24 protein-coding genes are annotated in these 26,700 nt (G+C 68.6%); 4 read left to right on the top strand and 20 right to left on the bottom strand.

What is annotated here, in order from left to right; all coding sequences use genetic code 11:
• The first annotated feature begins 43 nt into the window (after positions 1 to 43).
• Entirely contained in the window at positions 44 to 526 is a 483-nt protein-coding gene (locus tag IB228_RS10535; protein ID WP_192198326.1) for a type IV pilin protein, read from the top strand.
• A gap of 32 nt (positions 527 to 558) precedes the next feature.
• Here IB228_RS10535 and IB228_RS10540 read toward each other — a convergent pair whose 3' ends face one another.
• The 15 genes from IB228_RS10540 to IB228_RS10610 form a co-directional block, all read right to left on the bottom strand.
• Entirely contained in the window at positions 559 to 4,011 is a 3,453-nt protein-coding gene (locus IB228_RS10540; protein ID WP_192198327.1) for a PAS domain-containing hybrid sensor histidine kinase/response regulator, read from the bottom strand.
• Between the two features lie 123 nt (positions 4,012 to 4,134).
• The gene (locus IB228_RS10545) at positions 4,135 to 5,505 is read right to left on the bottom strand and encodes an FAD/NAD(P)-binding protein (RefSeq protein ID WP_192198328.1); all 1,371 of its coding nucleotides are present in this window, start codon (positions 5,503 to 5,505) and stop codon (positions 4,135 to 4,137) included.
• A gap of 133 nt (positions 5,506 to 5,638) precedes the next feature.
• The gene (cls, locus tag IB228_RS10550) at positions 5,639 to 7,048 is read right to left on the bottom strand and encodes a cardiolipin synthase (protein WP_192198329.1); all 1,410 of its coding nucleotides are present in this window, start codon (positions 7,046 to 7,048) and stop codon (positions 5,639 to 5,641) included.
• Between the two features lie 310 nt (positions 7,049 to 7,358).
• Positions 7,359 to 7,523 (bottom strand): 50S ribosomal protein L33, encoded by a 165-nt coding sequence (gene rpmG, locus IB228_RS10555; RefSeq protein ID WP_141455049.1) that lies wholly within the window; start codon positions 7,521 to 7,523, stop codon positions 7,359 to 7,361.
• Positions 7,524 to 7,536: 13 nt separating this feature from the next.
• Positions 7,537 to 7,773 (bottom strand): 50S ribosomal protein L28, encoded by a 237-nt coding sequence (gene rpmB / locus IB228_RS10560; protein ID WP_056881579.1) that lies wholly within the window; start codon positions 7,771 to 7,773, stop codon positions 7,537 to 7,539.
• Between the two features lie 259 nt (positions 7,774 to 8,032).
• The gene (locus tag IB228_RS10565; protein WP_192198330.1) at positions 8,033 to 11,224 is read right to left on the bottom strand and encodes a CusA/CzcA family heavy metal efflux RND transporter; all 3,192 of its coding nucleotides are present in this window, start codon (positions 11,222 to 11,224) and stop codon (positions 8,033 to 8,035) included.
• A 10-nt stretch (positions 11,225 to 11,234) separates the two neighbouring features.
• Positions 11,235 to 12,509, bottom strand: a complete 1,275-nt coding sequence (locus tag IB228_RS10570) for an efflux RND transporter periplasmic adaptor subunit (RefSeq protein WP_192198331.1) — start codon at positions 12,507 to 12,509, stop codon at positions 11,235 to 11,237.
• Positions 12,506 to 13,777, bottom strand: a complete 1,272-nt coding sequence (locus tag IB228_RS10575; protein ID WP_192198333.1) for a TolC family protein — start codon at positions 13,775 to 13,777, stop codon at positions 12,506 to 12,508. The genes IB228_RS10570 and IB228_RS10575 overlap by 4 nt, the downstream gene beginning before the upstream one ends.
• Before the next feature lie 55 nt (positions 13,778 to 13,832).
• Positions 13,833 to 14,225: a hypothetical protein gene (locus IB228_RS10580; RefSeq protein ID WP_192198335.1), complete on the bottom strand. Its 393-nt coding sequence runs from the start codon at positions 14,223 to 14,225 to the stop codon at positions 13,833 to 13,835.
• A 145-nt stretch (positions 14,226 to 14,370) separates the two neighbouring features.
• Complete coding sequence (locus IB228_RS10585) at positions 14,371 to 14,712, bottom strand: lipid-A-disaccharide synthase N-terminal domain-containing protein (protein ID WP_141455054.1); 342 nt, start codon at positions 14,710 to 14,712, stop codon at positions 14,371 to 14,373.
• 1 nt (position 14,713) lies between these two features.
• The gene (locus IB228_RS10590) at positions 14,714 to 15,439 is read right to left on the bottom strand and encodes a glycosyltransferase family 2 protein (RefSeq protein WP_183639663.1); all 726 of its coding nucleotides are present in this window, start codon (positions 15,437 to 15,439) and stop codon (positions 14,714 to 14,716) included.
• 80 nt (positions 15,440 to 15,519) lie between these two features.
• Complete coding sequence (locus IB228_RS10595) at positions 15,520 to 16,419, bottom strand: ParB/RepB/Spo0J family partition protein (protein WP_192198337.1); 900 nt, start codon at positions 16,417 to 16,419, stop codon at positions 15,520 to 15,522.
• Positions 16,419 to 17,216, bottom strand: a complete 798-nt coding sequence (locus IB228_RS10600) for an AAA family ATPase (protein WP_183639662.1) — start codon at positions 17,214 to 17,216, stop codon at positions 16,419 to 16,421. The genes IB228_RS10595 and IB228_RS10600 overlap by 1 nt, the downstream gene beginning before the upstream one ends.
• A 167-nt stretch (positions 17,217 to 17,383) precedes the next feature.
• On the bottom strand, positions 17,384 to 18,031 hold the full coding sequence (gene rsmG, locus IB228_RS10605) for a 16S rRNA (guanine(527)-N(7))-methyltransferase RsmG (protein WP_192198339.1): 648 nt from the start codon (positions 18,029 to 18,031) through the stop codon (positions 17,384 to 17,386).
• 28 nt (positions 18,032 to 18,059) lie between these two features.
• On the bottom strand, positions 18,060 to 18,575 hold the full coding sequence (locus tag IB228_RS10610) for a 4'-phosphopantetheinyl transferase superfamily protein (RefSeq protein WP_225562393.1): 516 nt from the start codon (positions 18,573 to 18,575) through the stop codon (positions 18,060 to 18,062).
• Between the two features lie 269 nt (positions 18,576 to 18,844).
• Between IB228_RS10610 and IB228_RS10615 the strand changes: the two genes are divergently transcribed.
• Positions 18,845 to 19,102 (top strand): GlsB/YeaQ/YmgE family stress response membrane protein, encoded by a 258-nt coding sequence (locus IB228_RS10615; protein ID WP_183639660.1) that lies wholly within the window; start codon positions 18,845 to 18,847, stop codon positions 19,100 to 19,102.
• A 123-nt stretch (positions 19,103 to 19,225) separates the two neighbouring features.
• On the opposite strand, the gene xth is transcribed toward IB228_RS10615, so the two are convergent.
• The 4 genes from xth to IB228_RS10635 all read right to left on the bottom strand — a co-directional run bounded on the left by xth (position 19,226) and on the right by IB228_RS10635 (position 23,735).
• The gene (gene xth / locus IB228_RS10620) at positions 19,226 to 19,996 is read right to left on the bottom strand and encodes an exodeoxyribonuclease III (protein ID WP_192198341.1); all 771 of its coding nucleotides are present in this window, start codon (positions 19,994 to 19,996) and stop codon (positions 19,226 to 19,228) included.
• A gap of 109 nt (positions 19,997 to 20,105) precedes the next feature.
• Entirely contained in the window at positions 20,106 to 21,662 is a 1,557-nt protein-coding gene (locus tag IB228_RS10625; RefSeq protein WP_192198343.1) for an MFS transporter, read from the bottom strand.
• Positions 21,663 to 21,875: 213 nt separating this feature from the next.
• On the bottom strand, positions 21,876 to 22,859 hold the full coding sequence (gene pip / locus IB228_RS10630) for a prolyl aminopeptidase (RefSeq protein ID WP_192198345.1): 984 nt from the start codon (positions 22,857 to 22,859) through the stop codon (positions 21,876 to 21,878).
• Between the two features lie 3 nt (positions 22,860 to 22,862).
• Complete coding sequence (locus IB228_RS10635; protein WP_192198347.1) at positions 22,863 to 23,735, bottom strand: EamA family transporter; 873 nt, start codon at positions 23,733 to 23,735, stop codon at positions 22,863 to 22,865.
• Between the two features lie 116 nt (positions 23,736 to 23,851).
• Between IB228_RS10635 and IB228_RS10640 the strand changes: the two genes are divergently transcribed.
• Complete coding sequence (locus IB228_RS10640) at positions 23,852 to 24,325, top strand: Lrp/AsnC family transcriptional regulator (RefSeq protein WP_183639655.1); 474 nt, start codon at positions 23,852 to 23,854, stop codon at positions 24,323 to 24,325.
• A 268-nt stretch (positions 24,326 to 24,593) separates the two neighbouring features.
• Here IB228_RS10640 and IB228_RS10645 read toward each other — a convergent pair whose 3' ends face one another.
• Positions 24,594 to 26,003 carry a coniferyl aldehyde dehydrogenase gene (locus IB228_RS10645; RefSeq protein WP_183639654.1) on the bottom strand — a complete coding sequence of 470 codons (1,410 nt, stop codon included), beginning with the start codon at positions 26,001 to 26,003 and terminating at the stop codon, positions 24,594 to 24,596.
• A 50-nt stretch (positions 26,004 to 26,053) separates the two neighbouring features.
• Between IB228_RS10645 and IB228_RS10650 the strand changes: the two genes are divergently transcribed.
• Entirely contained in the window at positions 26,054 to 26,596 is a 543-nt protein-coding gene (locus IB228_RS10650) for a gamma carbonic anhydrase family protein (RefSeq protein ID WP_192198349.1), read from the top strand.
• Positions 26,597 to 26,700: the final 104 nt, after the last annotated feature.

Raw genomic sequence — 26,700 nt, forward strand, 5'->3', positions numbered from 1 at the left:
CGACGGGCCATCTCCTTGTCCACCGCATCCCGGAGGCACGCCCATGCGATCCGCCCACATCCGTGTCCTGCATCGATACGTTTTCCACCGACATGATCTCCATCGACGCCGGTACCCGGCGGCAGGATTCAGCCTGCTCGAACTGATGATCGTGGTGGCCATCATCGCCATCCTGGCAAGCATCGCTTTTGGCAGCTATCAACATCACGTCGTCAATACCCGTCGCGCCGCCGCCGCCGCATGCCTGCAGGAACGCACCCAGCGCCTGGAACGCTTCCATACCCTGCATCTTTCCTATCTGGATACGGCGGGCAAGCCTCCCGCCCTCGCGGAGTGCGGCGATGGCCTGGCCCGGCACTACCAGATCAGCCTGTCCGCTGTTTCGGCGCGTGCCTTCACATTGCAGGCGGTGCCGCAGGGAACGCAGGCCAGGGCCGACACCCGCTGCGGCAGGCTTGCGATCAACCAGCTGGGTGTCCGCACGGTCAGCGGGACCGCGAATGCGACACCGGGGGAATGCTGGTGACCACCGGCGGCGCGCGCGGGCAGCGGCGGTAGTCAGGCTTCCAGGCGCTGGCGGGCGTCGTGGTGCGCGGCGAGGAAGGCGCGCAGCGACGCCGGCTTGACCGGTTTGGTCAGCAACCGGTAACCGCGTTCGCGGGCGCGCTGTTTCAGCTCGTCGCGGCCGTCGGCGGTCAACAGGGCCCCGGCCATCGGCCCCGCGCTGGCGGCGCGCAGTGCATCCAGCGTATCCAGGCCGTCCAGCCGGTCGTGCAGGTGGTAGTCGACCAGCACCACCGTCGGTGCCGCGGCCATCCGTTCCAGCGCCTCGTCGACCGTGGTGGCTGTGATCACCTCGACCTGCCAGCGGCCCAGCAGCGCGCGCATGCCGTCGAGGATCTCGCGATCGTTGTCCACGCACAGCACCCGCAGGCCGGCGAGCGAATCGGCGGCGAGTCCACGCCGCGGCGTGGATGGACGCGCCGGCGCGCGGGTGGCGCGCGGAACGACGATCGAGAACATGCTGCCGTGATCGACCCGGCTGCGTGCGTCCAGGTGATGCCCGAGCAGGCGCGAGATGCGCTGGCAGATCGACAGGCCCAGGCCGAGTCCGCGCTCGCCCCAGTCGAACGGCTGCTGGTAGCGGTGGAACTCGTCGTAGATCTGCCGCATGTGGTTTTCCGGAATGCCCGGGCCGGTGTCCCAGACCTGCAGCGACACCTTGCCGTCGAGCATGCGCATGCCCAGCACGATCCGGCCCTGGCGGGTATAGCGCAGGGCGTTGGCCAGGAAGTTCTGCAGCACCCGGCGCAGCAGGCGCCGGTCGGTGCGCACCGACAACCCGCGCGGATGCACCCGCAGATCCAGCCCGCGGCCGGCGGCCACCGGCGCGTACTGGGCGGCCAGTTCGCGCAGCAGTTCGCCGGCGTCGAAGTCGCTGATCTCCACCCGCAGGCTGCCCGCGTCCAGCCGCGACACGTCGAGCAGGCCGTCGAGCAACTCTTCGGCGGCGCGCAGCGAGGCATCCACGCGTTCGGCCAGGTGCCGCTGCTCGCCGTCCTGTTCGCCGTCGCGCAGGGCCGAGGCGAACAGGCGCGCGGCGTTGAGCGGCTGCAATACGTCGTGGCTGATGGCGGCGAGGAAGCGGGTCTTGGACTGCTGGGCCGCTTCGGCCGCGCGGCTGCGTTCGGTGACGCGCTGCTCCAGGGTCTCGTTGGCTTCCCGCAGCGCCAACTCGGCGCGCTTGAAGTCGGTGATGTCGTTGTAGCTGGTGACGTAGCCGCCGCCGGGCAGGGCCTGGCCGCGCATCTCGATCACCTGGCCATCGCTGCGCACGCGCTCGAACACGTGCGGCGAGCCTGCCCGCATGTAGGCGATGCGCTTGCCGATCTGCGCGTCGACGTCGCCTTCGCCCAGCTCACCGCGCTCGGCGTTGTAGCGGATCAGGTCGGCGACCGGCCGGCCGACGTACAGCATGCCGTCGGGGTAGCCGAACATCTGCTGGTAGCGCCGGTTCCAGGCGACCAGCCGCATCTCGGGATCGACCACGCTGACGCCGGCGGCGATGTTTTCCAGGGTGGTGGAGAGGATCTCGCGGTTGAAGCGCAGTTCCTGGCCGGCCTCGTCCAGCACCGCGACCACTTCGCCCAGTTCCATGCCCGATCCGCGCAGCACGCTGGTCAGGACAATGCGCGCGGACGCCGCACCGATCGAGGCGGCCAGCAGACGCTCGGTGAATTGCACCCAGGCGCGGTCGGCAGAGGCGCCGGGCTGCATCTCGCGGCCCAATGCCTGGGCCTGTTCCTGGAACGCGCGGCGCGCATGGCGCTCGCCGACCACCCGTTCGGCCAGGGTCTGCAGGTCGCCCACCCGCACGCTGCCGGGCCATTCGCCGGCGACCAGCGCCGGGCGCTGCGCGTACGGATCCAGGAACGGCGCCGCGCGCAGGCGATCGTCCACGCCGGGCCGCCAGCGCGCGGAGATCACCATCATCGCGCCGGTGTTCACCAGCAGTGACCAGAACGTGCCGTGGGTGAGCGGATCCCAGCCACTCAAACCGAACAGCTGGTGCGGCCGCAGCCAGGCGATGCCGAACGGTCCGGTCGCGATCCATGACGCATCGAAGCCACCGGCCTGGGTCATGGTCGGCAGCAGCAGGGTGTAGATCCAGGTGCCGAAGCCCAGCAGCATGCCCACTTCCACGCCGCGCCGGCTGGCGCCGCGCCAGTACAGGCCGCCGATCAGGCCCGGCGCGAACTGGGCGACCGCCGCGAACGCCATCAGGCCATAGGACGCCAGCGTGCTGTCGTTGCCGCTGCTGCGGTAATAGATGTAGGCGGCGAGCGCCAGCAGCAGGATCGCGAACCGGCGGATCCACAGCACCCGCGAAGCGACGTCGGCTTCGGCGTGATGATCCGCCCAGCCGCGCCGCAGCAGCACCGGCATCACCAGGTCGTTACTGACCATGGTGGCCAGCGCGATGCTGGCGACGATGACCATGCCGGTGGCGGCGGAGAAACCGCCGACGTAGGCGATCAACGCCAGCGCCTTGCTGCCGTCTGCCAGCGGCAGCGCCAGGATGAAACTGTCATCGGCCACGCCGCTGCCGATGCCGAAGGACGCCACGCCGGCGGCGGCGATCGGCACCACCATCACCGAGATCAGTACCAGGTAGGTGCCGAACAGCCAGCGCGCCCGACGGATGTCGCCGACGTCGCTGCATTCGACCACCGCGACATGGAACTGGCGAGGCAGGCAGACGATCGCGAGGAACCCGAGCAGGGTCTGGGTGACGAATCCGACCGGTGGCGAATTCTCGAACAGCGTGCGTGCGGACTCGGCGACCGGGATGGAGCGGCCCTGCAGCCACAGGTAGGCGAACAGGCCGACCGCGATCATCGCCACCAGCTTGACCATCGACTCCAGCGCGATGGCCAGCATCATGCCGTGATGATGTTCGGTGGCGTCGACCTGGCGGGTGCCGAACAGGGCGGCGAACAGCGCCATCAGCAACGCCACGTACAGCGCGGGATCCGAGAAGAAGCCATGCGCGCTGCCGCCGGGCTGGCCGGTCAGCACGCCCAGGCTCATCGCCACCGCCTTGTACTGCAGCGCCAGGTAGGGAACGACGCCGATCAACGCGATCACCGTCACCAGCGCGGCCAGCCGGCGCGAGCGTCCATAGCGCGAGGAGATGAAGTCGGCGATCGACACCGTGTTCTCGCTGCGCGCGATCAGTGCCAGCCGTTCGATGATCCGCCAGCCGAACAGCAGCAGCAGCAGCGGACCCAGGTAGATCGGCAGGTAGCCGATGCCGTTGCGCACCGCGCTGCCGACCGCGCCGTAGAAGGTCCAGGACGAGCAGTAGACCGCCAGCGCCAGGCTGTACACCACCGGACGCAGCCACGGCCGATCCGGATACATCGGGCGACGATCACCCCACCATGCCACGCCGAACAGCAGCGCCGCGTAGCTGATGGACACCAGCAGCAGAATCCAGCTCGAAACCAATGCCGCCTCCCGGCGCCCGACATCGGAACCAGCGTAGCAGCGGATCTGGCTCCGCTCTACAGCGAGGGAGGAAATCCGCCGGGGATGCTGGCGGGTAAACGACGGCCGGCGAGCGCGCCCGCGTCAGCGTGCGAGCAACTGGCGGGCGACCGCTTCGGCCTGGCCCCGCAGTTCAGGAATGGCGGTGCTTTCCCACAGGTTGCCGATCCGCAGGCTGCCCAATACCCACAGGTCGGGCTGGACGCGGCCATCGGCGTCCAGCACCCGCCCGTCGTCGCCGGCGTCGATGCCGATGCCGTGCGGGCCGGTGCGCGCGTGGCCCTCGCCCAGCAGCTCGGTCAGCAGCGGATTGCGCATGGTCGGAACCCGCATCTCGACACCGGTGGCATTCACCACCCGATCCACTTCCAGCGCCAGCCCGGGCCTGCCACGCACGTTCGCGCCGACCTGCACGCAGCGGCCGACCTGCATCACCGTGTCCAGGCGGCCGCGGTGCATGCGCAGCTGCCCGCGATCGATCAGCGCCTGCAACTGCTCGTGCACGGAAATCGCCACCCGGTGCCGGTGCACGTCCCACAGCCGCACGACGTGGCGCAGGAAACGCCGCTGGTCGGATTCCGACAGGGAACGCCACAGCGCCTGTCCGTGCGGGCGCAGGCGTTCCATCACCGCCTGCCAGGGCAGGCCGGCGGCGGCGGCTTCACGCACGCGTTCGCGGACGAAGCGCAGGCGCGCGCGCAGGTCCAGCGGCAGCAACCGCGCCGGATCGAAATCGGCCACCGCATGCGGCGCATGCGGCTGCGGCAGCCAGCCATGCCGCGAAAGCACATGGATGGTGCCGCGATGTTCGGTGGCGACGAAGCTCAACACCGCGTCGACCATGCTCAATCCGGAACCGACGATGCACAGCCGGGCATCGCCGGGAACCGCGCGCACCGCGTCGAAATCCCAGGCCGACAGGCTGGCATCGGCGGACAGGCCGCCGGCGCCGCGCGCCGGCAGCGGGCGTGGGCGGTTGCCGACCGCCAGCACCACCGCATCGCAATCGGCCTGCGCGCCATCGGCGAGCCGCAGTCGCCAGCCCGCCTCGTTTCGATCCATCGCCATCACCGGCTGGACGATGTGCACCAGCGTGGCCGGGCTGGCCGCGATCGCGCGCTCCAGTCGATCGCGCAGGTATTCCCCGTAGCGATGACGCTCGACGAACGTGGGTGCCAACGCGGCGCGTTCCTGCGGATCGGCGCTGAGGAAATCGAGGAAATCGTCCGGCTGATCGCTGAAGCCGCTCATGCGTTGTGCCGGCACGTTGAGCAGGTGTTCCGGATAGGGCGTGGCATAGGCCACGCCACGGGCAAGCGTGGATTGCGGTTCGTACAGCGCGATGCGCAGCGGCGCGGTCGCCGCGCGCAGCAACTGGATGGCGGTCAGGACGCCGCCGGCGCCTCCCCCGATGATGGCGATGTCATGGGCGAGGCCCGCGGATACGCTGGTCATGGGCCGCATTGTAGTGGATCGATCCGGCGCGCCTCATGCTGGCTTGGCATCAGTGGCGCATGACCGGGCAACGCAAACTTTACAAATACGCGAAAACCGTTGCGCATCAGGCGCTTTCAACATCGACGTTTTGTTACATCAGCGAATCCGCCAGACGCGCGATGCCATCGCGGCTGCGCCGCCACGCCGGGCGCCGTGCCCAGTCCTCGCCGTGGACGCTGCGGGCATCGCGCAAGTATTCCGATTCGATTTCGCGCAGACGGGCGACAACCGCGCGGTCGTAGCACAGCAGGCCGATTTCCGCGTTGAGCGCAAACGAGCGGATGTCGAGGTTGATCGAACCGACCAGCGCGACTTCGTCGTCCACGCTCATGTGCTTGGCATGCAGGAAGTGCGGCTTATACAGCGCGATGCGCACGCCGCAGGCCAGCAGTTCCGCGTAGTAGGACTCCTGAGCCCACGCGGTCAGGCGCTGGTTGTTGCGATCGGACAGGATCAGTTGCACCTCCACGCCCGACAGCGCGGCGATGCGCAGCGCGCTGAGGGTGGCGTCGTCGGGCACGAAGTAGGGCGTGGCCAGCACGATGCGGCGCTTGGCCAGGTGGATCAGCGCGTTGACGGCATCGCGTGCGTTCTCGAAGGGATAGGCCGGCCCGCTCGGCAGCAGTTGCATCGCCACCTGGCCCGTGCCGGTGGCGCGAACGGGATCCACGTGCAGGCGCTCGCCGGTTTCCAGGTACCAGTCGCTGGCGAACACCGCGTCGAGCTGGGCGACGATCGGCCCGCTCACGTGGGCGACCAGTTCGCGATTGGGAAAGCCGGGAATGAACATCGGGTCGGCGAGGTTCTGCGAACCGATGAAACCGGTGGCGCCATCGATGACCGCGATCTTGCGGTGATTGCGCAGATCCATCCGGCCACTGCGGCGCCAGCGCAGGCCACCGGGAAGCAACTGATGGACCTGCACGCCGGCCTTGCGCAGGCGTCGCGCGTAGCGGCGCCATCCGCGCTTGGCGCCGACCGCGTCGAGCAGCAGCCTGCATTCCACCCCGCGCCCGGCCGCGCGTTCCAGCGCAGCGACCACCGCATCGCCGACCGCGTCGTCGAACATCAGGTAATACAGCAGGTGGATGCTCGCGTGCGCCCCGTCCATGGCCGCGATCAACGCGCGCAGGGAATCGTCATAGTCGTCCAGCAGTTCGACCGTGTTGCCGCGGATGGGCATGAACGCGCCCTGCCGTTCGACCAGCGGCGCCATCTCCGCGGCGATGCCGCCTTCGGGCTGCCAGCGCAGCGCGGCGAGCGGCTGCTGTTCCTCGCGGATCACCTGCGAGGCGCGCGCCTGGCGCTGGACGCGTTCGCGCGACAGCCACGGATGGCCCAGCAGCAGGTAGGCCGGCAGGCCCAGCAGCGGCACGAACCCGACCAGCAGCATCCAGCTGCGCGCCGCCGCCGGCGAAGTGCGGCTGGGAATCCACAGCAGCGCGGCCAGCCGGATCATCCAGTCGAGGATCAGCAGTACGGTTCCCAGCGACCAGTCCATGCGGCGCCTGTGAAGGATGCGATGGCTGATTCTGGCCGCAGTCGGTGCAAACGGGAAGGCGGCGGGGTGTTGCCGGCCAACCGCGCAAATCCCCCGTCGCCCGCTACGCGGGCGCCCGCCCCCTTTTTCAAAGGGGGCTAGCAATCATTGCCGAGTTCAGCTGCCAGAGAATTGCTGTTCCTCCCCCTTTGAAAAAGGGGGACCGAGGGGGATTCGCTCTTCGCTTCATTCCCGAAGCAAACAAAAAGCCCGCCTTGCGGCGGGCTTCGGATGACGCGGATGCGCTCGCCGGGGCGAGCGCATCACGACATCACTTGATCTTGCCTTCCTTGTAGATCACGTGCTTGCGCACGACCGGGTCGTACTTCTTCATTTCCATCTTGCCCGGGGTGTTCTTCTTGTTCTTGTCCGTCGTGTAGAAGTGGCCGGTGTTGGCCGAGGAGATCAGACGGATCTTGTCACGCTTGGTTGCCATGTTCGATTACTCCTCAGACCTTCTCGCCGCGGGCACGCAGCTCGGCCAGAACGGAGTCGATGCCGTTCTTGTCGATGGTGCGCAGGGCATGCGCGGAAACTTTCAGCTTGATCCAGCGATTTTCGCTGGCGACCCAGAAGCGGCGCTCGTGCAGGTTGGGCAGGAAGCGACGACGGGTCTTGTTGTTGGCGTGCGAGACGTTGTTACCGGTCTGCACACGCTTGCCGGTGACTTGGCATACGCGGGACATACGCACCTCGAAAAAAGTTTGATGCTTCCCTTGGCCAGGGAGGCGGCGGCCCGACGACACGGCCTGCGAACAGACCGGACGACACGCGATGCGGAGGAAAAACCTCGCCGTGGACCCAAGCCGGAATCGCGCTTCCGGCCGCAAATCCGGACAAGCCGGACACAGCGAGCCGCGCATTATGGAGGTCTTTCCCTTTCCATGCAAGCACTTAGGCCGGAAACGGGCCCGGGACGGTTCCCCACCCCCCGGGCCGTCCGGTTCAGCTCGCCGGCCGGGCCTCCGGAGCCGCCGCCGCGGCCTTCCGCCCGTGCAGCCAGCGGTACAGCACCGGCAGCACCAGCAGGGTCAGCAGGGTCGAGGAGACGATGCCGCCGATCACCACCGTGGCCAGCGGGCGCTGGACCTCGGAGCCGGCGCCGACGTTGAAGGCCATCGGCAGGAAGCCCAGCGAGGCCACCAGCGCGGTCATCAGCACCGGCCGCAGCCGGCCCAGGGCCCCGTCGACCACCGCTTCCTCCAGTGGATCCCCCTGCTCCCGCAGCTTGCGGATGAAGGCGATCATCACCAGCCCGTTCAGGACCGCCACCCCGGACAGGGCGATGAAGCCGACCCCGGCCGAGATCGACAGCGGGATCCCGCGCAGGGCCAGGGCGATGACGCCGCCGGTCAGGGCCAGCGGCACCCCGCTGAACACGATGGCGGCGTCGCGGGCCGAGCCGAACGCCCAGAACAGCAGGGCGAAGATCAGCGCCAGGGTCACCGGCACCACCACCGACAGGCGCTGACTGGCCGAAATCAGCTGCTCGAAGGTGCCGCCATAGTCGATCCAGTAGCCGGACGGCAGCTTCACCCCGGTCCCGACCCGCTGTTGCAGCTCGGATACGAAGCCGCCCAGATCGCGGCCGCGCACGTTGGCGGTCACCACCACCCGGCGTTTGCCGTTCTCGCGATTGACCTGGTTCGGCCCGAGGGTGGTTTCGATCTTCGCCACCTCGCGCAGCGGCACCGTCCGTGGCGTGCCCGACGCCAGCGCCATTTCCCGGCTGGATTCGTCGGCGTTGGCGTCCCCGCCCAGCGGGATCGGCAGATCCTGCAGCGCGGCCGGGTCCTGGCGCAGGTGCTCCGGCAGGCGGATGACGATGTCGAACCGGCGATCGCCCTCGAACAGCTGGCCGGCGACCTCGCCGCCGACCGCGGTCGCCACGGTGTCCTGGACCACGCCGGGATTGAGGCCGTAGCGGGCCAGCGCGCGCCGGTCCGGGGTGATGGTCAGCAGCGGCAGGCCGGTGGTCTGTTCCAGCTTGACGTCGGCCGCGCCGGGTACGCTCCGCGCCACCGCCTCGATGCGGCGGCCGACGTCCACTAGCGTGTCCAGATCGTCGCCGTAGAGCTTGATCGCCACGTCCGCGCGGACGCCGGAAATCAGTTCGTTCATGCGCATCTGGATCGGCTGGGTGAACTCGTAGTTGTTGCCGGGCAACTGCTTCACCGCCGTCTCGATCTCGGCGACCAGCTCGGCCTTGGACTTGCGCGGATCCGGCCACTGGTCGCGCGGCTTGAGGATCAGGAAGGTGTCGGCCACCGATGGCGGCATCGGGTCGGTCGCGACCTCCGCGGTGCCGAGCTTGCCGAACACGCGTTCCACTTCGGGAAACTGCTTGATGCGCGCTTCCAGCGTCGCCTGCATCCGCAACGCCTGCTCCAGGCTGGTGCCGGGGATGCGCATGGCGTGCATGGCGATGTCGCCCTCATCCAGGCTGGGGATGAATTCCGACCCCAGCCGCGTGGCCAGCAGGCCGCACACGGCCAGCAGCGCGACCGCGCCGCCGAGCACCCAAGCGCGCCGGCGCAGCGCCCAGTCCAGCGCGGGCGCGTACGCACGGCGCGCCCACAGCATCACCCGGGTTTCCTTTTCCTCCACGCGGCCACGCAGGAACAGCGCGATCGAAGCCGGCACGAAGGTCAGCGACAGCAGCATCGCGCCGGTCAGCGCCAGCACCACGGTGATCGCCATCGGGTGGAACATTTTTCCTTCCACGCCGGTGAGGGCGAAGATCGGCAGATACACGGCGGTGATGATGCCCAGGCCGAACAGGCTGGGGCGGATCACCTCGGCGGTGGCCGAGGCGGTGGTGTCCAGCCGTTCCTCGTCGCTCAATACCCGCCCCAGCCGGTGTTGCAATTCGCCGAACCGGCGCAGGCAGTTCTCGATGATGATCACCGCGCCGTCGACGATCAGGCCGAAGTCGAGCGCGCCCAGGCTCATCAGGTTGCCGGACACGCCGCCGCGGACCATGCCGGTGAGGGTGAACAGCATCGCCAGCGGAATCACCGCCGCGGTGATCAGCGCGGCGCGGAAATTGCCCAGCAGCAGGAACAGCACCACGATCACCAGCAGCGCGCCTTCGACCAGGTTCTTGGCCACGGTGCGGATGGTGCGATCCACCAGCACGGTGCGGTCGTAGACCGGGTTGGCCGACACCCCCGGCGGCAGGCTGCGGTTGGCTTCGGCCAGGCGCGCGGCGGCGGCCTGGGCGACGTCGCGGCTGTTGGCTCCGATCAGCATGAACACCGTGCCGAGCACGACTTCGTGGCCGTTCTGGGTGGCCGCGCCGTTGCGCAGTTCCGGGCCTTCGCCGACCGTGGCCACGTCGCGCACGCGGATCGGCACGCCCTCGCGGCGATCCAGCACGATGTCGCGGATGCCGTCCAGATCCGCGACCTGCCCCGGCGCGCGCACCAGGTACTGCTGGCCGTTGCGTTCGATGTAGCCGGCGCCGACGTTCTGGTTGTTGGCGGCCACCGCGTCGACCACGTCGCGCAGGGTGAAGCCCAGCGCGACCAGCCGCGCCGGATCCGGGGTGATGTGGATCTGGCGCGCATAGCCACCGATGGTGTTGACCTCGGTGACGCCGCGGGTATTGCGCAGCTGCGGCTTGATCACCCAGTCCTGCAGGGTGCGCAGATCGGTGGCCGTCCACTTGCCGCCATCGGGCTTGCGCGCGTCCGGCTTGGCATCGACGGTGTACATGAAGATCTCGCCCATGCCGGTGGTGACCGGACCCAGTTCCGGCTCCAGTCCCCCGGGCAACTGCGACTTGACCTGTTGCAGGCGTTCGGCGACCTGCTGGCGGGCGAAGTAGAGATCGACGCCGTCGTCGAACACCACCGTCACCTGCGACAGCCCGTAGCGCGAGATCGAGCGGGTGTGATCCATCCCGGGCAGGCCGGACAGCGCGGTCTCGATCGGGAAGGTCACGCGCTGTTCCGATTCCAGCGGCGAGCAGCCGGCGGCCTCGGTGTTGATCTGCACCTGCACGTTGGTGATGTCGGGGGTGGCGTCGATCGGCAACTGGCGGAAGCTCCACGTGCCCACGCCGATCAGCGCGAAGGTGAGCGCCAGCATCAGCCATCGGTGGGCGATGGCGAAGCGGATGATTCTCTCGAGCATGGCCGGGTCCTCAGTGGTCGTGGGAAGCGCCGGACTTCTCGATGTCCGCCTTCACCACGTAGCTCTGTTCGACCACGATCCGGTCGCCCGCCTTCAATCCGGACAGCACTTCCACCCGTTGCGCGTCGCGCTTGCCGAGCTTGAGCGGCCGTACCTCGTAGGTGTCGCCGACCCGCACGAACACCACGTCCCAGTCGCGGAACTTCTGCAGCGACGCCACCGGTACCACCAGCGCGGCGGGTTGCCGATCCACGGTGACGCGCGCGGTGATCGCCGAACCCGGCCGCCATTGACCGTCCGCGTTGGCGATGACCGCGCGCGCGACCGTGCTCTGGCTGGCGGTGGCGGTGCCGGGCAGCACGCGTTCCAGGGTGGTTTCGGCCTGCGCGCCGTCGCTGATGCGGGTGATGGTCACCGGCGAGCCGGCGCGGATGTGCTGGGCGTCGAAGCCGAACACGTGCAGATCCACCCACAGCGTGGACAGATCCGCGACCTCGAACAGCGTCGTGCCTTCGGCCGCGACCGATCCCACTTCGGCGTTGCGCGCCAGCACCACGCCGTTGATCGGCGTGCTGACGGTGTAGGTGGTCAGGCTGAGGTTGCTTTCAATCGACGCCAGCGCCTGTCCGGCGCGCACCCGGTCGCCGACGTTGGCGGCGAGCCGACGGATCGGGCCGGGAAAGCGCGCGGCGACCTTGGCCACGCGGCCTTCGACCGGGGTCAGCAGGCCCTGCACCTCATGTTCGTCGGCGATGATGCCGGGGCCCGCCGGGGCGACCCGGATGCCGGTCTGTTGCGCGATCGGCGCGGCGATCTCGGTGCGCCCCTCATAGCTGGGATAGGCCCAGCGCAGTGAACGCCCCTCGATGCCCGCCAGTACTTCCACGTCGAAGGAGTGCGGTTCGATCACCTCGGCCGTGCCGAGCAGGCTGCCGTCGGCCTGCGCCTGCAGGCGATGGGTCTCGGCAAGGCCGCCCAGGCGCTTGAGTCGGACTTCGACCGTGCCGGCGCTGGCCGGCAGCGGTTTGCCGTCGCGGTACAGCCAGGCCTGGAATTTTGGCGGCGTGCCGTCCTCGGCCATCGCCAGTTCCACCGCCAGGCCCTCCTTTTCCAGCAGGCGGCCGCCGTGCTGGCCGGTGGCCGCCTCGGTTTCGGCGTGCTCGCCGGAGGCGTGGCCGTGTTCGTCGCCAGCGGCTTCGCCATCGGCGCCGCCGCCGCAGGCGGCCAGGGCCAGGGTCAACAACAGCAGCGGCATCCACCGCAGGGCGGGAGTGCGGATATTCATGGGGAGGTTCCTTGTGCGGGGGCGGCGGCCACGAACGGCTGGCCGGTCAGGCGCTGGATTTCGATCAGCGCGCGCTGTGCGTCGAGGGCGGCGTCGAGCTGCTGCCGGCGCGCGCTGGTGCGCTCGGATTGCAGCTGTGCCCATTCCAGATAGCTGATGGCGCCGGCGCGATACGCGCGCTCGGCGGCGCGTTCGGCCTTGGCCAGCTTCGGCAGCACCGCCTCGTCCAGGCGCTTCGCTTCGAACTGCGCGGTGCGGTAGCGGCCATGCGCCTCGGCCAGGGTCGAGTACAGCGCCAGCCCCTCGGCTTCGCGTTCGATCTCCACCAGCGCCAGCTCCGCCTCGGCGGCACGGATGCCGGGTTCGGCGCGGCGCGCGCTGCCCAATGGAATCGCGACGCTGGCCATCAGGCCGGTGTCGCCGTTCTCCTGCAACCGGCGCACGCCGAACTGCCAGTCGACATTGGCGCTGCGTTCGCTGCGCGCCAGTTGCACGCGTGCTTCGCGGATGCGGCGCTCGTCGGCGAAGCGGGCCAGCTCGGGCGTGCTGTCCAGCAAGGCGGCCAGTTCGCCGAAGTCGGCGACCGCCGGCAGCGCCAGCGGATTGCCGGCCACGGTGTCGAAGCCGGGATCGCGTTCGCCCCACAGCGCGGCCAGATGCTGGCGCGCGGACATCAACAGGCGATCGGCACGATCGCGCTCCAGTTCCGCGCGGGTGAGCGCGGCCTGCGCGGTCAGCAGCACCGATTCCGGCGAAGCGCCCGCGGCCAGCCGCTGGCGCGCGGCCGCGACCGTGCGCGTGCGTTGCTCGATATCGTCCAACGCCACCACGCGCTGGCGCTGGGCGGCGGTGATGGCCAGGTAGCGGCGCGCGACTTCGGCCAGCAGATCCAGCCGGCGGGTCTCGCGCTGCACCGCCAGCGCGTCGATGCGGCTTTGCGCCAGCGTGCGGCGGGCGTCCCATTTGCCGCCGCGTTCGAGCACGCCGGCCAGGGTCAGGCTGATTTCGGCGCCGCCGAAACCGCTGACGTCACCGGTGCCGAGCGCGTTTTCGACCGACGCGCCGGCGGTGAGGCCCGGACGCAGCGCGGCGACTTCGGCTTCCGCGGCGAGGACGCGCTGCTGGCCGTCGACCAGGCGCAGATCGGGATGGGTACGGGCGACGCGCGCGAACGCGTCGTCCAGGGACAGGACAACAGACGGCTGTGCCCGCGCGGGTGCGACGGACACGGCCACGAAGGCGGCCAAAGCCGCCAGACGCAACCACATGGGAATTCTCCGAAAGGATCGAGGACGAATGAAACCCGGCCAGGCCGGGAGTGCCTCAGATCGCTATCGGCGGGCGCAACAGCTTGTCGCTGCGGTGGGTGGGAACCGGCGCGTCGTGCGGGAACGACACGGAATCCAGCGGCGCGAGCGGCTGCCAGATCGTGGCCGCCACCGGCATCGCAGGCGCGTGGCCACAGCAGTGCGTGGCATGCATCAGGGCATGCAGCAGGCCGCGGGTCTTGCCGGATTCGTCGTCCCCGCGCTCGTGCCCTTCGCCGTCCGGGACCGCGTCCGCATCCACGTGCGAATGCAGGCCGCCGCCGTGGCCGAGTTCGTGGACGCCGCCCACCGAGGCCATCACCGGCTGCGCGATCACGCCCAGCAGCAGCACGCACAGCGCCAGCAGGCGCATGAGGGTGGGGCGGCGGAAGCGGCGGAGCAGGGGCATGGCTGCACAGGCTAACGGCGGGGCATGGCGTTACACAATCGCAGGGGCGACGGGGATTTGGGCCGGCGCCAAGAGCGAATCCCCCTCGGTCCCCCTTCTTCGAAGGGGGAGGAACAGCGCGGTAGGGTTCGGCGACGCCTCGCCGTCAGTGGCTGGCCTTGTCGCGGTGCCAGCCGCGGTGCCGGATGTCCAGGTACAGGCTGTACAGCGCGGTGAAGGCCGGGAACAGGTTCTGCAGTACGCCGACCGAGTCCTGCTTGGCCGAAAACAGGAAGTAGCTCAGCGTCATCAGGCTGCCCAGCACGCTCATGTACCAGAACAGGCGCGGGATGACCGGCTTGCCGGCGCGCCGGGAGGCGATGAACTGGACCAGCCAGCGGCCGCCGAACATCAGTGCGCCGGTGTAGCCGATCAGCTTCCAGCCGGTGACATGCAGGCCGGTCCAGTAGAGCGCCTCGATCGGCTGGTTGAGCCAGTGCACTTCCACCTCAGAGCTCCCGGACCGCCGTGCGCTTGCCGCGCTTGATCAGCCAGGCCACGCCGCGCAGGTCGCTGATGCCGACCAGCGCGCGGTTGAGATTGTTGTACTTGGACACGCCGGCGGTGCGATGGCGGTGATTGACCGGCACACTGATCGTCTTCCAGCCGGCGCGCTGCATCAGCGCGGGCAGGTAGCGGTGCATGTGATCGAAGTAGGGCAGGTCGAGGAAGGCTTCGCGTTCGAACAGCTTGATGCCGCAGCCGGTATCCGGCGTCTCGTCGCGCAGCATGCGCGAGCGGATCGCGTTGGCCCACTTGCTGGCCCAGCGCTTGCTGCCGCTGTCCTGGCGGTTGACCCGCCAGCCGGCGTAGAGCCTGGTCTGCGCCTCGCCGCCATCGCGCGCGGCGATCAACTTGGGAATGTCGGCCGGATCGTTCTGGCCGTCGCCGTCCAGGGTGGCGATCCAGGCGCCGCGCGCGGCCTTGACGCCGGTGCGGATGGCGGTGCTCTGGCCGCTCTGCTGGACATGTTGCAGCACCCGCAGTTCCGGCACGCGCGCCTTCAGGGCCTGCAGCACGGCCAGGGTGTCGTCGCGGGAATGGTCATCGACGTAGACGATCTCGAAATCGATCCGGCCACGCAGCGCGGCGGTGATCTCGTCGATCAGGGGCGTGACGTTGTCGCGCTCGTTGAAGACCGGGACGACGACGGAGAGGGCGGGGCTGGATGTCATGGGCGCCTATTTTGCCGCCACCGGCTGAATCTGGTCTTGTTCGATGTGCCGGCGCGCCTCCGCTGGGGCGCGCCCGGGACTCAGCCGCGCGGGCCGCGCAGCTTCTCCAGCACGCCGTCGAGGGTGTCGAGATCGGTGTACTGGATGATCAGCTTGCCCTTGCCGCCGCGTCCGTGGGCGATGGTGACGCGGGTGCCGAGGCCTTCGGACAGCTCGGTTTCCAGGGCGGCGATGTCCGGCTGCGGCGCGGCCTTGCCGGGCTTGGCCTTGCGGCCGATCACCGGCACCTTGCCGGCGGCGAACTGCTGGGCGCGGTGTTCGACCTCGCGCACCGACCAGCCCTGGTCGGCGGCATCGGAGGCCAGCTTGCTGGCCAGTTCCGGCGACAGCGTCAGCAGCGCGCGGGCGTGGCCCATTTCCAGCCGGCGCGCTTCCAGCAGCGCGCGGATGGCCGGCGGCAGTTCCAGCAGGCGCAGCAGGTTGGACACCGCCGCGCGCGAACGGCCGACCGCTTCGGCGGCCTCGGCGTGGGTCAGCGAGAATTCGTTGATCAGGCGTTGCAGCGACTGCGCTTCTTCCAGCGGATTCAGATCCTCGCGCTGGATGTTCTCGATCAGCGCCATCGCGATGACGGTGCGATCGTCCAGCTCGCGCACCACCACCGGCACTTCGGCCAGGCCGGCTTCCTGCGAGGCGCGCCAGCGACGCTCGCCGGCGACGATCTCGAAGCGTCCGGGCGCCAGTTCGCGCACCACGATCGGCTGGATCACGCCCTGCGCCTTGATCGACTCGGCCAGCTCGCTGAGCTTGGCCGGATCCATCGCCATGCGCGGCTGGTACTTGCCGGGTTGCAGGTGAGCGACCGGCAGGGTGCGCAGGGCCTCGCCCGGCTGGGCTTCCGGTGGTGCGGTCTCGGCCGCCTTGGGGCCGAGCAGGGCTTCCAGCCCGCGGCCCAGGCCGCGTTTCTTCGACGCGCTCATCAGGCGTACTCCATCCTCTTTTCTTGCTTCTTGCGTTCACTCTGGCGGCGGATGATTTCCCCGGCCAGGCCCAGGTAGGCGACGCCGCCGCGCGAAGTGCGGTCGTAGCCGACGATGCTCTGGCCATGGCTGGGCGCCTCGGCCAGGCGGACGTTGCGCGGCACGATGGTGCGGAACACGCGATCGCCGAAATGCTGGGTCAGTTCCGCCGAGACGGCGTTGGCCAGGTTGTTGCGCACGTCGAACATGGTGCGCAGCACGCCCTCGATCTCCAGGCCGGGATTCAGTCGTGTCTTCAGCGCCTCGATGGTTTCCACCAGCGCGCTCAGGCCTTCCAGCGCGTAGTACTCGCACTGCATCGGCACCAGCACCGAGTCGGCCGCGGTCAGCGCGTTGAGGGTGAGCAGCGACAGCGCCGGCGGGCAGTCGATGATGATGAAGTCGTAGTCGGCGCGGATCGGTTCCAGCGCGGCCTTCAGGCGCAGCTCGCGGCCGTCGATCTCCATCAGCTGGATCTCGGCGGCGGTCAGGTCGATGTTGCCGGGAAGCAGGTCGAAGCCTTCCTGGGTGCTCACGATCGCCGTGCGCGCGTCAACTTCCTGCAGCAGCACGTCGCAGGTGGAATTCTCGAGTTCGCGCTTGTCCACGCCGCTGCCCATGGTGGCATTGCCCTGGGCGTCCAGATCCACCAGCAGCACGCGCTGCGGCGCACGCGCCAGCGCGGCGGCCAGATTGACGGCAGTGGTGGTCTTGCCGACGCCGCCTTTCTGGTTGGCGATCGCGATGATGCGGGCCATGCGGGTGGTCGCCTCGGGACACGGGGTGGATGGGGGATTATGCGGGGTCCGGACCGGTCCTGCGAATTCGCCTCGCCGATCCGGCCGCGCGGCGGCGCCCGGGAACGGTGCTCATGCCCTCGCGGCGTCCAACGATATCAATCGGTTATGGGGATCGAGGCGCGGGTTCAGGCGCCTGCCTTGCGCACCACGATCAGATGGCGCTCGCCGACCAGGCCGGGCACGCGCAACGGATGGATGGCCTCGACCTGCCAATCCGGTGGCAGCGCGGCGATTTCCTCGTCCGGCCGCACGCCCTTCATCGCCAGCAGGGTGCCGCCCGGTTTCAGCAGGTGTCCGCCGACGGCGATGATGCCGGCCAGCGTGTCCATGGCCCGCGCGGTCAGGTGGTCGTAGGCGGCGGGTTCGTCCAGCGCCTCGGCGCGCGATTCGGCCACCCGCGCGTTGCCCAGGCCCAGCTGGCGCACCGCCTCGCGCATGAAGCGGGCCTTCTTGCCGTTGCTTTCGACCAGCGTCACCCGCAGTCCGGGGTGGGTGATGGCCAGTGGAATTCCCGGCAGCCCCGGTCCGGTGCCCAGATCGGCCAGGCTGCCTTTGGCGACGTGCGCGTGCATGACCAGCGAATCCAGCAGGTGGCGGGTCACCATCTCGGCCGGGTCGCGGATCGCGGTCAGGTTGTAGGTGCGGTTCCAGCGGTGCAGCAGGGCCAGATAGTCCAGCAGCGGCGGCGCCAGGGCGGCGGCGTCCAGGCCGAGTTCGGTCAGGCCCTGGCGCAGTTGCGCGTCCAGGCCGGCGGGCAGCGTCGGGGCATTCATCGCGCGCATTATCGCCGAACGGCGGGACTCAGGCCCGCCAGGCCAGCGCGCCGCGGTAGCCGGGCAGCGGTTCCCATTCGTGCAATTGCCATTCGGCCGGGGAGCCCAGCGCGGGATCGCAGTCGATCAGCTGCAGGCCGTCTTCGCGTTCGCCGAACACCAGCTTCTCCAGGCCGAAGGAGACGCCATGGCCGTGTGCCTTCAGCAGCGCCTCCTTGGCGCACCACAGGCGCACGAACGCGCCGGCGCGCGCCGGGTCATCCTGCGCGCGCAGCCAGTCCAGCTCACTGGGATGGAAGAAGCGCTGCGCGATCTCCATCATCCGCGGCCGTTCGCGATGGCGTTCGACATCCACGCCCAAGTCGCGTGCCGGCCCGAGCGCGACCAGCAGCACCTCGCCGCTGTGGCTCCAGCTGATCGCCTGGTCGTCGAAGGGCGCCGCGAAATGGGGCTTGCCGCGTGCGTCGCGCCGGATCGGCAAGGCGTCGGCCGGCTGTGCCAGTGCTTCGGCCAGCACCTGCCGCGCGGTCGGTTCGCCGCGCATGCGGGGGGGATGCGCGCGCAGCCAGACCTGGAACCGCCCGAACCGCCAGGCGGGCGGCGTGGTCGCGGATGGGAAGATGGAGGGAATCTCGGTCATGGTCGGCCGGTGGTGCGGGGCAGCGTGCATCGCGGCGCGATCCGCGTTATCACCGCGCTGCAAGGATGCCATTCCCCCTATCCGGCTTAACAGTGGTTTCACGGCGGCAATCGCTTAATCGCACCGTCCCCGGTCTTCGGGGCCGGAGTCCACAACGGAAGGAGACAGGCAGAATGAATTTTCTCATCTATCTGATCGTCGGTGGTATCGCGGGCTGGCTGGCCAGCCTGGTGATGAGGCGTGATGGTTCGCAGGGCATCATTCTCAACATCGTGGTCGGCATCATCGGTGGTTTCCTGGGCGGATGGCTGCTGCCGGCGCTCGGGCTGGGCCTGGGAGGAGGCTGGATCGGATTCCTGGTCACCGCCTTCATCGGCGCAGTGGTGTTGCTGCTGATCGTCAACCTGTTCACCCGGGGACGCGCACGCTGACGCCACGATGATCCGGTTTCGCTGCGGCCGCGTGCGCTGATTCGAGACGCACCCAAGGTCCGTGGCATCACAAAGGCCCGGCGCACGCCGGGCCTTTGTTTATTTCCTTCAAACGAGTGCGGATCAGCCGGCCAGTTGCACCCAGGCCGGCGCGTGGTCGCTGGGGCGTTCCCAGGTGCGCGGCTCGCGATCGATGCCGGCGGCGGCGGCCTCCGCGCGCAACGCGTCCGAGACCAGGGTGAGATCGATGCGCAGGCCCAGGTTGCGGCGCAGCCCGCCCATCCGGTAGTCCCACCAGCTGTACACGCCGGCTTCGTCGTTGTGCATGCGGAAGGCGTCGTGCAGGCCGAGCGCGTACAGGCGGCGGAGCGCGTCGCGCTCGGCGACTGAGGTCAGGATGTGGGCGTCGCCCCAGACCTTGGGGTCGTAGACGTCGCGATCGTCCGGGGCGATGTTGAAATCGCCCAGCACGACCATCTTCGGATGCCGCTGCAGCTCCTCGGCAAGCCAGCCGTGCACCGCGTCGAGCCAGCGCAGCTTGTAGGCGTACTTGTCGGTGCCCACGTCCTGGCCGTTGACCACGTACAGGTTGACGATGCGCAGATCGCCCACGGTCGCGGCGATCACGCGCTTCTGTTCGTCCTCGAAACCGGGGACGCCGATCTGCACCTCGGTGGCCGGCACCCGCGACAGGATCGCCACGCCGTTGTAGGTCTTCTGTCCGGCGAAGATGCTGCGGTAGCCCAGCCCGGCCAGCACGGTGTCGGGGAAACGGTGATCCTCCAGCTTGGTTTCCTGGATGCCCACCACGTCCGGCGAGAACGCACCCAGCCATTGCTCCAGATGCGGCTGGCGGACATTGAGCGAATTGACGTTCCAGCTGGCGATCTTCATCCCGTGCATCCGTGGTCGTGGGCGCCCGCGGGCGCCAGAGAGACAGAGGCGTCAGTGTAAGTGATGTGTCCGCGACGGCGTGCGCGCGGCAGGCGCCACCTTGGATGCCTCATGCGCCGGAAGCCTCGTTGGCCACGCTCGCCACATGGCCTTCGCCCTCGCCATCGCGCATCAGGTGCGAGGCCATCCACGCCGCCAACAGCATCATCGTTCCGCCGAACACCGCCACCAGCCGCATGGCGTCGGTGAACGCGGCGCGCGCGGTCGTTTCGATGGCGATGGCCTGGCCGGCCGGCAGCGTTTCGGCGGTGGCGATCGCGCCGCCCAGCGTGGACAGGGCATGGCCGGCGGCGGCGTGGGCCAGATCCGCCGGCAATGCCGGCTCCAGCCAGAAGCGGTACAGCGCCATGCCGGCGCTGCCGAGCAGCGCGATGCCCAGCGCGCCGCTGAGTTCGGCGCTGGTTTCCGCCAATGCCGACGCCGCGCCGGCGCGTTCCGGCGGCGCGGTGGTGATGATCAGTTCATTGCCCACGGTGAACACCGGCGCCATGCCGATGCTCATCGCCAGCATGCCAGCGATCAGGATCCACAGCCCGTGCGGCGGCACCACCAGCGCGGTGATGCCGAAGCCGACCGCCGCCACCAGCAGGCCGCGCACCATCACCCGCCGCGCGCCCCAGTGGCGCGCCAGCTTCGGCGCCAGCAGCGATCCCACGGTGAAGCACAGCGACCACGGGACGGTGGCGAAACCGGCTTCCAGCGGCGACAGCCCCAGCACCAGTTGCAGGTACTGGGTCATGAAGATGTACACGCCCATCATCGACAGGCCGGCCAGCGCGTAGGCGACGATCGCCGCGCTGAAGGCGGGACGGCGGAACAGGGTGACATCCAGGAACGGATAGTCCAGGTGCCGCTGTCGGCGCACGAACAGCACGCCCAGTACCAGGCCGGCGGCCAGCACCAGCAGACCGCGCGTATCGGCGCCGTACTCGGCGATCCGCTTGAGGCCGTACACCACCGCCAGCACCGCGAACAGCGATTGCGCCATGCTCGCCGGATCCAGCCGGCCGGCGTCGGGATCGCGGTATTCGGGCAGCAGCTTCGGTCCCAGCAGCAACAGCAGCACCATCACCGGCACCGCGGCCAGGAACGCCGCGCCCCACCAGAACCATTCCAGCAACAGGCCGCCGACCAGCGGACCGATCGCGCCGCCGACCGAGAAACTGGCGATCCACACGCCGATCGCGAACTGGCGCTCGTGCTCGTCATGGAACATGTTGCGGATCAGCGACATCGTCGACGGCGCCAGGGTGGCGCCGGCCACGCCCAGCAGCGCGCGCATGGCGATCAGCATCTCCGCGCTGCGCGAGAAGGCGGCGATGATCGAGGCCGCGGCGAACGCGGCCGCACCGATCAGCAACAGCCGGCGGCGGCCGATGCGATCACCCAACGTTCCCATCGTGATCAGGAAGCCGGCCACCAGGAACCCGTAGATGTCGACGATCCACAGCAGTTGCGAAGTGGAAGGGTTGAGTTCGGCGCTGATCGCCGGCAAGGCCAGGTTGAGCACGGTCAGGTCCATCGCGTAGACCATGCAGGGCAGGGCGATGGCGGCCAGGCCAATCCATTCGCGGCGGGTGGCCTTGGGGGACGTCGGGGAGGTCATGGGCGGTCCTGTGCGGGGTGACCTGACTATGACGCGCGAGTGGTGCGGTTTTCGACAGCGGGAAAATGCATGGGGTCCGCTTTCTCCGCCGTCGCCTGAATGACGGCGGGAGGACGATATCGATGAACTGGCCTTGTCGTCATCCCGGCGGTCTCCAACGGCCGGCAGGTCGGTCAAGCCGGGACCTGTATATGGGTGCTGCACGCGGGTGAATCACGGCGGCGCGGCCCCGCTGGGCCGAAGGGATCGCGAGCCACGCTCGCGCTCCCAATGCCGTGGGAAGGCATGCGCCGCCGTCTCGGCCAGCAAGGCCGCTTGGATGCCGGGTTCGAAAGCGGAATGGCCCGCATCGGGCACGATGGTCAGACGCGCTCCGGGCCAGGCTCGGGCGATGGCCAGCGCGCCATCCACCGGGCACAGCATGTCGTAGCGTCCATGCACGATCGCTCCCGGCAGATCACCCAGTCGTTCCGCTGCCGCCATCAGCGCTTCCGGTTCCGTGAAAGCCCGGTTGATCGTGAAATGCGCTTCGATGCGTGCAAGCGCCAGGGTTTCCGGTCCGGGGAGGATTTCCTCCCCGGAAGGCAACAGGCGTTCGCAGGCCGCTTCCCAGCGGCAGAATGAAACGGCCGCCGGCATGTGCACGGCCGGATCGTCGTCGCACAGGCGTCGATGGTAGGCAGCCAGCAGGTCGCCTCGCTCCTCTTCGGGGACGAACTCTTCGAACCCGGCGAATGCCTCCGGCCAGAACCGGCGTAGCCCGCCATAGTCCCAGGCGATATCGTCCTCGCGATTCAGCCAGATGCCGCGCAGGATGAGGGCGACGCAACGATCGCGATGCTTGCCGGCATAACTGAGCGCCAGCGTGGAGCCCCAGGATCCGCCGAACAGCAACCACCGATCCATGCCCAGCCGCTGGCGCAGCCGCTCCATGTCGGCGACGAGGCTCCAGGTATCGTTGGCGTCCAGGCTGGCGTTCGGCCTGGACTTGCCGCATCCCCTCTGATCGAACTGGATGATGCGGTAGATATCCGGGTCGAAGAACCGCCGATGATAGGGAGAAGAGCCCGCGCCGGGGCCGCCATGCAGGATCAGCGCCGGCTGGCCCTCCGGGTTGCCGGACTGGCAGTAGTGGATTGCATGTCCGTCTCCGACATCAAGCAGGCCCTCCGCGAAGGGCTCCAGAGGTGGAAACATGGTTCAGTCCTTCGGTTGTTTGTGGAGGGCGACACCCAGCATCACCAAGGCGATGCCCAGCATGTCTTGACCGTTGGGGATTTGAGCCAGGACCAGCGCGCCAACCAGCGTAGCCACGGCGGGCAGCAGCGCCAGCATGAGGGCGAAGGTGGAACGCTTGAGCTTCGCCATTGCGAGCTGGTCGCAGACATAGGGGATGACCGAGGAGCAGACACCTACGCCGATCCCGGCCATGACGAGCAGAGGGTCGCTGAAGGCGGCGAGGGCTTGTTTGAAACCAATCGGCAGGACGACGATCAGGGCGATCGCCATGGCGGCGCCCAGCTGCTGGATGCCATTGCCGGCACCCGTCCGGGCCATCCGATGACCCAGCAGGATATAGGCGACGAACAGCGCACCGTTTAGAAAAGCCCAGAACAGGCCGACGGGATCACTCGACCAGGTGACATCGATTAGAGCGAAGACGCCAACGACAGCGAGCGCAAGGGCGGCAAGGTTCCGTTTCGTGCGCAAGCCATGGACGGCAATGCTGATGGTGCCGACAAACTCGATGGCGGCGACAAGGCTGATCGGCAGGCGGTCGAGAGCAAGATAGAAGGCGCAGTTCATCAGGGCCAGGCAAACGCCCATTGCCGCGATCAACCAGCGGCCGGACCTGTCCGCCCGACCGAGCGTTTGCCACGGTCGGGTGATCGGAGCGAAGACGAAAGCCGCCGTCGCGATCCGCAACCACGCTACCCCCAGCACACCCACGGCCGGAAAGAGAAGCACGGCAAAGGAGGGGCCGAGATAGTGGAACACGGCGCTGACGCCGAACCAGAGGTGGGGCGGCAAGGCATCAAGGGCGCGGCGCGCAGGCTGGGGTATCGCTTCCATATGATCATGATAGAAGGCGATATTCTCGTTTTACATGGACAAAATAAGGCTGAAAGCGCATTTTTATGACGCTTTGGATTGAAATATGACCGTTTTTCCTAAAAAAAGAAGAAGCCATGAGCCGACGCATTGTTCGACCCCTCGACACGCTTGATCGACGGTTGCTGGAACTGCTGTCGGAGAATGCGCGGCTATCGATGAAGGAACTCGCCGACAAGGTCGGTCTTTCTCCGCCCGCCGCGGCCGAGCGCGTCAGGAGACTCGAGGAGAGCGGCGTCATCGAGGGCTACACGATTCGATTGAATCCTGGCGCCGTGGGGCTGCCGCTGGCGGTGCACATGCGCCTGCGGCCGATGCCCGGCGAACTCTCGCGCGTTGCCACCCTTCTGCAGGAGACGCCGGAGGTCGTGGAAGCAGAGCGTGTGACGGGGGACGACTGCTTCGTCGCACGTGCTTTCGTGCGAGGGGTGGAGGAACTTGAGTCCCTGATCGACCGGTTTCTTCCTTATGCCGCGACCAATACGGCGATCATCCAATCCTCGCCGGTGAAGCGTCGCATGCCCCGGCTGCCGCTCGACGAGGGAGATTGACCAACCAATCTCCGCTCTCGGCAACCGCCTGGTTGCTGATCGGTGTCGCGGCAACCTTGCGCGATCTGCATGGTCGGACCCGGCCACCCTCGTTTCCTGCGGGGGGCCTGCCAATCGCGCCGTCGTCATCCCGGCGGCCTCCAACGACCGGTAGGTCGGTCAAGCTGGGACCCATTCTGCCGTCAATGAATTCCGGCGTTCGCCGGAACGAGAACCGGATTCCGGCCCGCTTCGGCATCGCCGACGCGGGGCCGGGAGCTCGCCGGCGCTATCGGACGATGAAGTCGATGAACCGCGCCACCTTCGCGTAGGGCGGCTTGAGCATGTCGCTGCCGGCGCGGCGGCTTTGCCAGAGGATCGGCAGAGCCTTGCTGAACGCGTCGAAGCCGGCTTTGCCGTGGTAGGCGCCCATGCCGCTGGGACCGATGCCGCCGAACGGCAGATCGTTGATGCCGAAATGCAGCACGGTGTCGTTGACGGTGACGCCGCCGGCCAGGGTGTTCTTCAGGATCTTCTCGATCCGGGAACGGTCGTTGCTGAAGGGATACAGCGCCAATGGGCGATCGTGCGCGTTGACGTAGGCGATGGCCTCGTCGAGCGAATCGACCGAACGGATCGGCAGGATCGGGCCGAAGATCTCATCCTGCATCACCTTGGCGTCATCGCCCGGATCCAGCACCAGGGTCGGTGGGAACAACCGCTCCCGGGCATCCTCGGCGCCGGCCAGCGGAATCACCGTCAGGCCACGTGTCTGCGCGTCGTCCAGATAGCCACGCAGCCGCGCGAACTGGCCGTCGTTGATGATGCGGGTGTAGTCGCCCGGATTCTGCAGATCGCCGTAGCGCGCCTTCACCTGTTTGCGCAGCGCTTCCACCAGCGCATCGCGGCGGTGCGCCGCGACCAGCACGTAGTCCGGGGCGATGCAGGTCTGGCCGCCGTTGAACCATTTGCCGGTCGCCAGCCGCGCCGCGGCCTGCTCCAGCGGATAGTCGTCGCAGACGATGGCCGGCGACTTGCCGCCCAGTTCCAGGGTCAGCGGGGTCAGCTGCGGCGCGGCGGCGGCCATCACCTTGCGGCCCACCGCGGTGGAACCGGTGAACACCAGATGGTCGAAGGGCAGGCCGGCGAAGGCCGAGGCGATCTCGGGACCGCCGCTGGCGACCGCCACCCGATCGGCGGGAAAGACCTCGGCCAGCAGTTCGCGCAGGAACGCGGTGGTGCGCGGGGTGTGTTCGGAGGGTTTCAGGTAGACGTGGTTGCCGGCGGCGATGGCGGTGGCCAGCGGGATCAGGGCCAGGTTGACCGGGTAGTTCCATGGCGCGATGACGCCCACCACGCCGACCGGTTCGGGCCGGATCTCCGCGCTGGCGGGCCAGAACCGCCAGCCCACCCCGACCCGGCGCGGCTGCATCCAGCGGCGCAGGTGCTTGAGCAGGTGATCGATCTCGTTGAGCACGGTCATCCCGTCGGCGATGCGGCTCTCGTGCAGCGAACGGTGGCCGAAATCGGCGGCGATGGTGCGGGCCATCTCGTCCAGCCGGCGCTTGAGCGCGTCGCGCAGGCGCTGCAGATCCGCCTGCCGTTGGGCCAGGTCGGGTCGTCGTGCCTGCCAGGCCACGCGCAGGCGGTCGAGGGTGGAGGGGAGTTCGGTCGCGGGCGTGTCGGCGGGAGTGTCCATGCACCGGAGTGTAGGCCCGGACGCGTGCGTATGGTCGCTACAATGGCGACATGACCGCTATCCGCCCCTATCTTGACCGTTTTCCCGCCCTCGGCCCGCGCGTCTACGTGGACCCGGCGGCGACCGTCATCGGTGACGTCGAACTGGCGGAGGACGTCTCGGTGTGGCCGGGCACGGTGATCCGGGGCGACGTCAACCACATCCGCATCGGTGCCCGCACCAACGTGCAGGACGGCACCATCATCCATGTCAGCCACCACAGCCCGTACAACCGGGCCGGCCATCCGACCCTGATCGGCGCCGATGTCACGGTGGGTCACGGCACCATCATCCACGCCTGCACCATCGAGGATCTGTGCCTGATCGGCATGGGCGCGTGCATCCTGGACGGCGCCACGGTGAAGAAATACGGCTTCGTCGGCGCCGGCGCGGTGGTCGGTCCCGGCAAGGTCATCGGCGAGGCCGAACTGTGGCTGGGCAATCCGGCACGTTTCGCCCGCCGGCTCAGCGACAAGGAAATCGAGAGCCTGCACTACTCGGCCGCCCACTACGTGCGCCTGAAGGACCAGTACCTGCAAGCCGCGAAGGACTGACGTCTTCCGGTTTCCACGGTCCGGCCGGAAACCGCCGGTTGCCGGGATTGCGTTCCGGCTTGCCTGGAACCCGCCGAATCCTTTGCCAATGGCCGGAGGCTTGC

Origin of the sequence: Pseudoxanthomonas sp. PXM04 (genome assembly GCF_014851695.1) — a bacterium.
Classification (GTDB): domain Bacteria; phylum Pseudomonadota; class Gammaproteobacteria; order Xanthomonadales; family Xanthomonadaceae; genus Pseudoxanthomonas_A; species Pseudoxanthomonas_A beigongshangi.

What these genes read in the sequence shown, in the direction of transcription:
- rpmG (WP_141455049.1), bottom strand. Translation starts at nt 7,523, where the DNA reads ATGGCAACCAAGCGTGACAAGATCCGTCTGATCTCCTCGGCCAACACC.
- cls (WP_192198329.1), bottom strand. Translation starts at nt 7,048, where the DNA reads ATGGACTGGTCGCTGGGAACCGTACTGCTGATCCTCGACTGGATGATC.
- IB228_RS10565 (WP_192198330.1), bottom strand. Translation starts at nt 11,224, where the DNA reads ATGCTCGAGAGAATCATCCGCTTCGCCATCGCCCACCGATGGCTGATG.
- IB228_RS10640 (WP_183639655.1), top strand. Translation starts at nt 23,852, where the DNA reads ATGAGCCGACGCATTGTTCGACCCCTCGACACGCTTGATCGACGGTTG.
- rpmB (WP_056881579.1), bottom strand. Translation starts at nt 7,773, where the DNA reads ATGTCCCGCGTATGCCAAGTCACCGGCAAGCGTGTGCAGACCGGTAAC.
- pip (WP_192198345.1), bottom strand. Translation starts at nt 22,859, where the DNA reads ATGTTTCCACCTCTGGAGCCCTTCGCGGAGGGCCTGCTTGATGTCGGA.
- IB228_RS10650 (WP_192198349.1), top strand. Translation starts at nt 26,054, where the DNA reads ATGACCGCTATCCGCCCCTATCTTGACCGTTTTCCCGCCCTCGGCCCG.
- IB228_RS10635 (WP_192198347.1), bottom strand. Translation starts at nt 23,735, where the DNA reads ATGGAAGCGATACCCCAGCCTGCGCGCCGCGCCCTTGATGCCTTGCCG.
- IB228_RS10535 (WP_192198326.1), top strand. Translation starts at nt 44, where the DNA reads ATGCGATCCGCCCACATCCGTGTCCTGCATCGATACGTTTTCCACCGA.
- IB228_RS10570 (WP_192198331.1), bottom strand. Translation starts at nt 12,509, where the DNA reads ATGAATATCCGCACTCCCGCCCTGCGGTGGATGCCGCTGCTGTTGTTG.
- IB228_RS10580 (WP_192198335.1), bottom strand. Translation starts at nt 14,225, where the DNA reads ATGCCCCTGCTCCGCCGCTTCCGCCGCCCCACCCTCATGCGCCTGCTG.
- IB228_RS10545 (WP_192198328.1), bottom strand. Translation starts at nt 5,505, where the DNA reads ATGACCAGCGTATCCGCGGGCCTCGCCCATGACATCGCCATCATCGGG.
- xth (WP_192198341.1), bottom strand. Translation starts at nt 19,996, where the DNA reads ATGAAGATCGCCAGCTGGAACGTCAATTCGCTCAATGTCCGCCAGCCG.
- IB228_RS10645 (WP_183639654.1), bottom strand. Translation starts at nt 26,003, where the DNA reads ATGGACACTCCCGCCGACACGCCCGCGACCGAACTCCCCTCCACCCTC.
- IB228_RS10610 (WP_225562393.1), bottom strand. Translation starts at nt 18,575, where the DNA reads ATGCGCGGCGAACCGACCGCGCGGCAGGTGCTGGCCGAAGCACTGGCA.
- IB228_RS10595 (WP_192198337.1), bottom strand. Translation starts at nt 16,419, where the DNA reads ATGAGCGCGTCGAAGAAACGCGGCCTGGGCCGCGGGCTGGAAGCCCTG.
- IB228_RS10590 (WP_183639663.1), bottom strand. Translation starts at nt 15,439, where the DNA reads ATGACATCCAGCCCCGCCCTCTCCGTCGTCGTCCCGGTCTTCAACGAG.
- IB228_RS10625 (WP_192198343.1), bottom strand. Translation starts at nt 21,662, where the DNA reads ATGACCTCCCCGACGTCCCCCAAGGCCACCCGCCGCGAATGGATTGGC.
- IB228_RS10575 (WP_192198333.1), bottom strand. Translation starts at nt 13,777, where the DNA reads ATGTGGTTGCGTCTGGCGGCTTTGGCCGCCTTCGTGGCCGTGTCCGTC.
- IB228_RS10615 (WP_183639660.1), top strand. Translation starts at nt 18,845, where the DNA reads ATGAATTTTCTCATCTATCTGATCGTCGGTGGTATCGCGGGCTGGCTG.
- IB228_RS10600 (WP_183639662.1), bottom strand. Translation starts at nt 17,216, where the DNA reads ATGGCCCGCATCATCGCGATCGCCAACCAGAAAGGCGGCGTCGGCAAG.
- rsmG (WP_192198339.1), bottom strand. Translation starts at nt 18,031, where the DNA reads ATGAATGCCCCGACGCTGCCCGCCGGCCTGGACGCGCAACTGCGCCAG.